Annotated in this window: 7 protein-coding genes; 4 read left to right on the top strand and 3 right to left on the bottom strand. The window is 64.5% G+C overall.

Translation table 11 applies throughout. From position 1 onward, the window contains the following. The first annotated feature begins 283 nt into the window (after positions 1 to 283). Entirely contained in the window at positions 284 to 766 is a 483-nt protein-coding gene (locus FSO04_RS44325) for a hypothetical protein (RefSeq protein ID WP_154567650.1), read from the top strand. Between the two features lie 80 nt (positions 767 to 846). Here the strand turns inward: FSO04_RS44325 and FSO04_RS44320 are convergent, their stop codons facing one another. Next, a complete protein-coding gene (locus FSO04_RS44320; RefSeq protein WP_154567649.1) occupies positions 847 to 1,692 on the bottom strand; it encodes an aldo/keto reductase in 846 nt (281 codons plus the stop codon). Positions 1,693 to 1,896: 204 nt separating this feature from the next. Between FSO04_RS44320 and FSO04_RS44315 the strand changes: the two genes are divergently transcribed. Continuing rightward, positions 1,897 to 2,643 (top strand): GntR family transcriptional regulator, encoded by a 747-nt coding sequence (locus tag FSO04_RS44315; protein WP_115780853.1) that lies wholly within the window; start codon positions 1,897 to 1,899, stop codon positions 2,641 to 2,643. 34 nt (positions 2,644 to 2,677) lie between these two features. Here FSO04_RS44315 and FSO04_RS44310 read toward each other — a convergent pair whose 3' ends face one another. After that, complete coding sequence (locus FSO04_RS44310) at positions 2,678 to 4,069, bottom strand: CoA transferase (RefSeq protein ID WP_154567651.1); 1,392 nt, start codon at positions 4,067 to 4,069, stop codon at positions 2,678 to 2,680. 134 nt (positions 4,070 to 4,203) lie between these two features. Between FSO04_RS44310 and FSO04_RS44305 the strand changes: the two genes are divergently transcribed. Beyond that, complete coding sequence (locus FSO04_RS44305) at positions 4,204 to 5,439, top strand: citrate/2-methylcitrate synthase (RefSeq protein WP_154567648.1); 1,236 nt, start codon at positions 4,204 to 4,206, stop codon at positions 5,437 to 5,439. A 137-nt stretch (positions 5,440 to 5,576) separates the two neighbouring features. Here the strand turns inward: FSO04_RS44305 and FSO04_RS44300 are convergent, their stop codons facing one another. Further along, a complete protein-coding gene (locus tag FSO04_RS44300) occupies positions 5,577 to 5,882 on the bottom strand; it encodes a DUF2917 domain-containing protein (RefSeq protein ID WP_154567647.1) in 306 nt (101 codons plus the stop codon). A gap of 215 nt (positions 5,883 to 6,097) precedes the next feature. Here FSO04_RS44300 and FSO04_RS44295 point away from each other — a divergent pair, with 215 nt between their 5' ends. Then, positions 6,098 to 7,516: an aminotransferase-like domain-containing protein gene (locus FSO04_RS44295; RefSeq protein ID WP_154567646.1), complete on the top strand. Its 1,419-nt coding sequence runs from the start codon at positions 6,098 to 6,100 to the stop codon at positions 7,514 to 7,516. Positions 7,517 to 7,705 lie beyond the last annotated feature (189 nt).

The following is a 7,705-nucleotide window of genomic DNA, read 5'->3' as shown; positions in this document are numbered from 1 at the left end:
AGATGTGTATAAGAGACAGTGCGTATGCCGTTCGCAGTCCCCCGGCAGCGGCGGTGATGTCTCGCTCCCCCGGTCGAGCGTCACCGCCCGAGGCCGGTCGGTATCGGCAGCACCCGCAGGCGGCTCGGCAAAACAGCACGCACCGCCGCAAAGCGCTGACAGACAGTTCCTGCTCTTGCACACGTTTAAAACCAAAACAATCGATCGCGTCGTGCGTGACCGGAACCAAACCGAAACGATTGCCTCATATCAGATTCAACGTTCGATATGAGGGCATCACAACATGCAACGAAACGTCCCCCACTCCATGGCGCGCACGGCCACCGGACTGCTGATGGTCGCCGCTCTGGGCCTCGCATCGCTCGCTCATGCGCAAACTGCGGCGCAAACACCGGCTACGCCTGCCCAGCCGCAGCCGCAAACCTTGTCGCAAGCCGCCCCGCCGGTCGATCCCACCTTCTCCGCCTATTCGCTCGCGCAAACCTGCAAGCAGAAAAACGATAACGTCGCACAAGGTCAATGCGTCGGCGCGATCCGCGGCATCATCCACGGCTATCAGTACGGCGTGCTGTTCCTCGGTCAGCGCGCGTCACTGCCGCCCAACGAAACGCAGCGGGTGTCGCTGTGTTTGCGCAATACGCAGGTGTCGTCGATCGTCGACGAATTCGTTGCCGACGCCGCCCAGGTCAACGAAGATTCGCTCAAGCACACGCCCGCTGAAGTCGCCGTTCTAGGTTCCGTGCACATGCACCACGGTTGCAATTAATGACGCCGGCGCAGCGAGCCGCAGCGCCATAAGCGCCGGCTCCACGGCCCGCCGCAATTCGCTAGCGGCAGCTAATGCGCTCACAGCATTTCGAGTGGCCGCTTGCTGCGTGGCGGTTTGAAATAAGTGTCGATAGCAGCGAGTTCATGCGTGTCGAGTTGCAGTTGCGACGCCCGATGGTTGTCGCGCACATGCTCGACGCGGCCCGCTTTCGGAATTGCAAACACGCCGGGTTTTTGCAAGACCCACGCTAGCGCCACCTGAAACACCGAGACGCCTCGTGCGTCGACGATATCGTCGAGCGGTGAGCGTTTCGGCAGGCGCGCGTGATCGACCGGACTGTATGCCATCGCCGGCATGTTGCGCGCGGCGAGCCACGGCAACAGGTCGAATTCCGGCCCACGGCGCGCGACGTTGTAGAGAATCTGATTGGTCGCGCACACCTCGCCGCCCGGCGTGGCGACGAGTTCTTCCATATCGTCGGTATCGAAGTTGCTGACGCCCCAGTGGCGAATCTTGCCCGCGCTGCGTAATGCCTCGAATGCCTGGACGGTTTCCGCGAGCGGCACCGGACCGCGCCAGTGCAGCAGATACAGATCGAGCCGATCGGTTTTCAGGCGCTTGAGGCTCTGCTCGCAGGCCGCGATCACGCCGCGCCGGCTGGCGTTATGCGGATACACCTTGCTGACGAGAAAGACCTGATCGCGCAGCCCCGCGAGCGCTTCTCCGAGAAGCGATTCGGTGGCGCCGTCGCCGTACATTTCCGCCGTGTCGATCAGCGTCATGCCCAGTTCGATGCCACAGCGCAGCGCGGCGAGCTCCGAGGTGCGGCGCGCCGGCTGTTCACCCATCTCCCAGGTGCCCTGCCCCAGTTTCGGAATACGCTCGCCGTCGGGCAGGCTCACGCTTGCGATATCGGTCGTCATGCTTTCTCCTCGAAATGACTAAACATAGGGCAACGCGTCCATGTCGATGCGGTGGCGCAGGCGAATCCGCGGCGCCTGATACGGAAATCGTAGGGACGAGTTTAGCGGTTGCACGAGCATCGGATCGAGCACCAGGCAAAAGCCCGCTATAACGGAGCGCGCCGATGTCTTAGAATTGCCGCTTGCCCTTCTTGCGTGAGCCCCATGACCTCTGCCTCGGAAGACCGCTGGCGCGATCTGCGCCCGGACCCGGAAAACGACACGCCGCTGTACCTGCAACTCGCTCGCAAGCTCGGCAGTGCGATTCACGAAAACCGTTGGAACGCGGGCGAGGCGCTGCCCTCCGAGCGCGTGCTGTCCGAAGCGCTCGGCGTATCGCGGATCACCTCGCGCAAAGCCATTGCCTTACTGGTCGAACAGGGATTGATCCGCCGCACTCAAGGCGCGGGCAGCTTCATCACGCCGCGCTATGAAGATCCGCTTTCGCGTCTGTCGAGTTTCAGCGAAATGCTGCGCCGACGCGGCTTTACGCCGAGTTCGAAGTGGTTGTCGCGAGAAATTTCGCCGGCTAACCGCGATGAGGTGATTCAACTGGGCTTGTCGCCGGCGGCGGCTGTGACCCGGTTGCGCCGCTTGCGGCTCGCCGACGGCATCGTGATGGCGGTGGAGAATTCCACCTTCCCTGCCGCGGTGATTCCCGATCCCCAGGCGATTGGCGATTCGTTGTACACATACCTGGAAAATCGCGGACTGACGATTGTCCGCGCGCTGCAGCATTTTCGCGCGGTGAACGCGAATGAAGAGATCGCGCAGCAGATGAGCATTGCGCCTAACGAGGCGCTGTTGCTGATCACGCGCGTCGGGTACACGGCGGATCAACGGGCGATCGAGCTGACCGATACCTACTGCCGCAACGATTACTATGATTTCGTGGCGGAGCTGAGGAAGTAAGCACGGTCTTTGCTCGTCGCGGCCCACAGTACCTTCACTCCCATTTCGCCTCGTGCGCGCCTATCCGAGCCGGTGGCAGCGCAAAATACGCGGGCGTCTCCTCCAGACGCTCAGCCGGCAGAACGCCCAGGACCCGCCCGAACTCCGACTGCACGGTTCCCAGACAATCCCGCACATCGTCGATTGAAACGTCGGGCGCCTTCCAGCCGTCGGGAAGCAATCCGAAGGATTGCAACCACCGTCCGGTCTGCGCGAGCGACACCCTCACGTGCCAGCTCCCGCCTTCGGTGGCTCGCCGCGTCAATGCGGCCATCGCGCCGAAAGCAGCCAGATATCCCGTCGCGTGATCCAACGCCTGACAAGGCAGATGCTTCGGCTCATCCCATCCCGCCGCCTCGCGCTCGGTAAAAGCAATCCCGCTCGCGGACTGCACCAGACTATCGAAGCCGCGCCGCCCGGCCCAAGGGCCCTTGTGCCCATAAGCGCAAACCGAGACATAGACGATCCCCGGCCGCACTCGCGCCAGCTCCTCGGGACCGAACCCGCGTGCCGTGAGCGCCCCCGGTCGATACGCCTGCAAAAACACATCGGCGTCGCTAACGAGGCCATTTAACGTTTCCCGGCCAGTTGCATCGCGTAAATCGATCACAGCCGAGCGCTTGCCGCGCCCGTTGTCGATCACCAGCGGCGCAATGTTCGGCAAGTGCGGACCGTTGACCATCAACACCTCGGCGCCATGCTGCGCGAGCGCGCGCCCCGCCACCGGCCCGGCAATGATGCGCGACACATCCAGCACCCGCACGCCCGCCAGCGGCCGCTCCGCGCCGGCCCCGCGCGGCGGCTCGACCGGCGCGTCGCCGATGCGCTCGATCTCGAACAACGGCAGCCCCGCAATCGCTTTCGACTGATCGAGCGCGGCCCACTCGTCGGGCGTGCGAATCAATGCCGCGCACAAACCGGCGTCGGCCAGCGTCTGGTCAAGCGTCGCGCCATCCCAGCCGCGAATCGCCTCGGCCACCGCCGCGCGATCGTTCGCGCAGCCGAGCACCTTCAGCACGCCCTCAAGATGATGCGGAAAGTTGGTGTGCAGTTGAATCCAGCGGCCGTCACGCGTCGCGTAGAAACCCATCACCGGATCGCGCAAAGCGGGAGGCGGACCCTCGTCGATGCGCAGATAGCGCTCGCTGCGAAACGAAGCCAGCGCGCGCCGCATCTCCACGGTGACGTGTTGCCGGCGCCCCGTGCGCAAGCGATGGTATTCGGCAGTCGCAAGGCCGCTCGCGGCGATGGTCGCCGAGGCCAACGCGCCGACCCGATAGACCGATGGCAAACCCGGATCGGTGCCGGGAAGCGAAACGGACCGCAGCGCAGTCGGGTCGCATTGCGCGGTCGTCCAGATATGTTTGAGTGCGAGTTCAGGCGTCATGGTGCTCATGTCGTTCATCTCGTTCGAGTTGGAACAGGAGGAAAGTGAACCGAGTCTAGAATTTCGCCTTGCCGCAATCAATCTTGATTATGATAATCAATATATATTGATTTCTTCGGTTTCTACGCGTTTCCATGCCGCCCTCCCATTCCCTGACCGCGGCCGAGGCCGCCGCCACGCTCGGTATCAGCCTGCCTACGCTGTATGCGTATGTCAGCCGCGGCATGCTGAGCTCATCGCCGGATGCGCATGGCAAGCACCGGCTCTACGATGCCGGCGAAGTGCGGCGGCTCGCCCGGCGCAAGGAAGACGGCAAGCGCGCCGGCAAGGTCGCGCAAAAGGTGTTGGACTGGGGCGTGCCGGTGCTCGAATCGTCGATCACGCTGGTGGCCGACGGCCGCCTGCTGTATCGCGGGCACGACGCCATGGAACTGGCGCGCACGGCATCTCTGGAGGATGTCGCGGCGTTGTTGTGGGAATGCAGTGCGAGGCGTATCGCCGATGCACCGGCCGTCCCGTTCGCCGCCGCGCAGTGGGCCGCGTGGCTCAAGCTCTGGAGCGACAGCACGCCGCTCGACCGCGCGCTCGTGCTGCTGCCGGCCGCCGCCGCGCAAATGCCGCGGGTATGGGCGCTCGGCCGCGACGCGCAACTCGATACCGCCTGCGCGGTCATGCGTTTGCTGGCCGCCGCGATGGTCTCGGCGGCGCCGTCGAACGAACCGCTGCACAAGCAGTTGGCTTCGGCGTGGAACATACGCAACCGTCAGCAAGCGGGGCTGTTGCGCGCGGCGTTGGTGGCCTGCGCGGATCATGAACTGAATGCATCGACCTTCACGGTTCGCTGCATCACGTCGACCGGGACGCATCTGTTCGGCGCCGTGGCCGGCGGTCTGGCCGCATTGGCCGGCCCGCGACATGGTGGCGAAACGGTACGGATTGCCGCGCTGCTCGATGAAGCGTCACGCGCACCCGATCTCGACCGCTATCTGGCGAACCGGCTCGCCCGCCACGAGCACGGCGCGCATGGGCCGGTGCTGTCGGGCTTCGGTCATCCGCTTTATCCGGACGGCGATCCGCGCGCGCGTCTGCTGCTCGGGATGCTCGCCGACTGTGCGCCGGCCCGTTCGCCGTTAGGCGAAGTGCAGGCGATCGCGCGCACGGTGCGCGACACGACCGGCGCGGAGCCGACCGTCGACTTTGCGCTCGTGAGCATCGAACGGGTACTCGGCCTGCCGGCCGGGGCCGCGTTCACGCTGTTCGCGGTCGGCCGGGTAGTCGGCTGGATCGCTCACGCAATGGAACAGACGCGCGACGGCCGGTTGATCCGGCCACGCGCGCGCTATATCGGGGAGGTTGAGGTGGCCGGATGAGGCGCAGCGCACGCCGGCAGCAAAGCAAATGCGGCACGTACCGCCTGCGCCGGGCACAAGCAAATGCATCCGGCACCAGGCACGCCAGCGACACGAGCCGCTGCCATCTTAGCGGCCATGGCCACCACAGTTGCCCGTCACGCCACACCCAACCAGCGCGGCAGCCAGTTCAACATCGGCGAACCGCTCAGCGGCCGCGTTGCAGCGCGTTCCGACCCGCTAGCCAGCGCGAAACGCGCACCGGCCCGCCCCGCGCTGACCCACGCCAGCGCACCGCGCGGCAACTCGATCGATTGCCCCGTTGCCAGCCAGTGATCGCCGTTTTCGCCTTCGACAGTCAACCAGATCTCACCCGAGATCACCTTGAAGACCGACGGACGCGCGACACGCCAGGCCGCCGCGGGCTCGTCATGTTCCATTTCGAAAATCCGGACTTCACGCATCGCTTTTCTCCTTCAAAGAAACTTCCTGTTGTACTGATTATTGACGTGCGATCATCGAATACCCATGCACAGTTCCGAACACTTTCATCGGAACTGTTCAGTCGAAAAAACGGACAGTTGGCGGCAACCGCGCTTCATCAGCGCGTGCAGCGCGCGCCGCACCGACGGTTAGGGCGCTCTGGAACCCCTGCTGCCCGGCGAAGGAAAAGCACCGCATGAAACTCGAAATCCAACTCGATCGGGAGAGCGGCGTACCGCTCACCGAGCAGATCGTCACGGGCGTTACCGCCTGGATTCGCTCGCGCACCGCTCACCCCGGCTCCAAGCTGCCGTCGATCCGCCAGTTCGCAGCCGACTACGGCGTGAGCCGATTTCCCGTGATCGAGGCTTACGACCGGCTGGTGTCGCTCGGCTATGTCGACTCGCGTCACGGCTCGGGCTTCTATGTCGCCGACCGCCAGCCGCCAAGCACACATTGCCAGGGCACCTCGGACCCGCGCCGCGCCGAGGACGAATCGGGGCACATCCTCCAGCAGTTCAACTACCAAACTGAGACGCTCAAGCTCGGCAGCGGCTTCATTCCCGATGCGTGGCGCGACACGGAGAGCCTCGCGCAGGCGATCCGCCACGTGTCGCGCACTGACATCGCGAGCATGGTCGATTACGCGACCCCGCTCGGCAATCTGACCTTGCGTGAACATCTGCAAGGCCGGATTGGTCAACTGGGGATTCAGGCGGACGCCTCGCAGATTCTGATCACCAACGGCGCGAGCCAGGCGCTCGATCTGCTGATGCGTTACATGCTCAAAGCCGGCGACACGATGTTCGTCGAGGACCCCGGCTACTACAACCTGTACGGTCTGCTGAAACTGCACGGCGTGAAGCTGATCGGCATTCCGCGCACCCGCAGCGGCCCCGATCTCGACGTGCTGCAGGCGCAGTTGCAAGTGCATCGGCCGAAGCTGATGTTCATCAACACGGTGTTCCACAACCCGACCGGCACCACGGTCGCGCCGCCGGTGGCGTTCCGGCTGCTGCAACTGGCGCGCGAACACGGTTTCACGATCATCGAAGACGACATCTACGCCGACTTCCAGGCCGACGTCACTGACCGTCTCGCGACCCTCGACCAGCTCGAACACGTGATCTACGTGGGCGGCTTGTCGAAGACGCTGTCGTCGTCGTTGCGGATCGGCTGCGTGGTGGCGAGCCACGCGATCATCAAGGATCTGGTCGACATCAAGATGCTGACGAGCATCGGCGGTTCGCGCTTTGCCGAGGCTGTCGCCGTGTCGTTGCTGGAACGCGGCGCGTACCGCAAATATCTGGAGCGGCTGCGCCGCCGCATGCGCGACGCGCTCGGCTCGACCATTCAGACACTCGAAGACGCCGGCTGGGATCTGTTCGAAAAGCCTGTCGGCGGCAAGTTCGTGTGGGCGCGTGTGCCGCACGTCGACAACGCCGAACGGCTGGTGGCATGCGGCGCACCGCTCGGCGTGACAGTGGCGCCCGGCAGCTATTTCCGGCCGAACATGGAAGTGAGCCCGTGGACCAGGATTCACGCCGCGTTCGGCAATGACCCGCGTGCGCAGGCATTTTTCCGTGCTGCTGTGGCGTTGCCTCCCTCGGACTGACCTCGTCATCTTGCCTTCGCACTGAACGCATAGCCGCTGCGCCGGGCCACGCTTTTCCCTAGAATAGCGAGTCCCAGCCCGTCCCTGCGCGCCTAGCCGCCCTCCATGTCCACGCCGCCGATCCTGCCCGCCTCCGTCCCCGCCGCCCCAGCCGCCACTTCGGGCCCCTCCTGTCTCTTATACACATCT

Source organism: Paraburkholderia madseniana (genome assembly GCF_009690905.1).
Classification (GTDB): domain Bacteria; phylum Pseudomonadota; class Gammaproteobacteria; order Burkholderiales; family Burkholderiaceae; genus Paraburkholderia; species Paraburkholderia madseniana.
Note: the sequence above shows the minus strand (reverse complement) of the source record. Positions and strands in the feature narration are given on the sequence as shown.